Source organism: Aeromonas sp. L_1B5_3, from assembly GCF_963866575.1.
GTDB lineage: Bacteria > Pseudomonadota > Gammaproteobacteria > Enterobacterales > Aeromonadaceae > Aeromonas > Aeromonas jandaei.
Genome location: NZ_CAWMDN010000030.1, coordinates 1 through 1011, shown reverse-complemented (window position 1 = coordinate 1011; position 1011 = coordinate 1). Strand labels below are relative to the sequence as shown.

Sequence of the window (1011 nt, the reverse complement as noted above, 5' to 3'; positions counted from 1 at the left end):
CTTATTATCTGAATTCCCGAACTTATCCTCGCCACGATGGGCCAGCTGACCATTGAAGCGCAGCCCCAACACGCCATCGATCAGTGAACCTGCGGTATAGGCATCAGTCTGGAAGCTGTTGCCGGCATCCTTGTTCTCCTGGAAGGTCGAATCAGCGTGTACCGAGCCCTGCCAGGCCAGACCGGTAGTCTTGCGGGTAATGACGTTGATCACGCCACCCATAGCATCTGAACCATAACGGGATGACATGGGGCCACGCACGACCTCAATCCGCTCAATAGCCTGTAGCGGTGGTAACCAGCCCTGCTCGATACCGGGTCCATCGCTATTGGGGCGAGTACCACGGCTATCCACCTTTTTGCCATCAACCAGCATCAGGGTGTATTTCGAGCCCATACCGCGAATGCTGATATCACTGCTGCTGCCACCACCGGTCACTACCACACCGGGAACATCCTTCAGGGCGTCAGTCACATCGCGATAGGCGCGCTTCTCCAGCTGTTCGCGAGTAATGACGGAAATAGAGGCTGCGGAATCCTCAATTTTTTGCTGAAAACCCGAGGCGGTGACAACCATCACTTCCTGTTCGGAAGCTACGGCGTGAATAGAGAGAAGAGAAGAGAACCGATCAGCAAGGCAAGCTTGCTTGGTTGTATTGTTGTCATGATTTGGCCTGAACGTTTCAAGTAGGAAAGTGGCGTATTCCCTTACTTCACTCGTTACAAGACCCGGCCTCCTGCCGGGGACGGTGATTAATAAATGCTTATTTGAAACGCAACTTATTAATCGGTCTGGATTGTAACGACCAGGACAAGATCAATCAAACAATAACCATTATCATTTGTGTAATTACAGTTAAACCTGCTCAGATGCGAAGCATCAGGCAAGATGGTTTATAACATCATGATTTATAATGATAAGTTTACTTACAGGAGAGATGGGCAGGAGCAGGTTGCAAAACTGTGCTGATAACAACAGACCAGATGCCTGGATTTCAGGCAATAAAAAACC

Annotated in this window: 1 protein-coding gene; it reads right to left on the bottom strand. The window is 49.9% G+C overall.

All coding sequences use genetic code 11. From position 1 onward, the window contains the following. Positions 1-576, bottom strand: a 576-nt coding sequence (locus AACR93_RS02915; protein WP_231557014.1) for a TonB-dependent receptor plug domain-containing protein, incomplete at its 3' end; no start/stop codon positions are given. Positions 577-1011 lie beyond the last annotated feature (435 nt).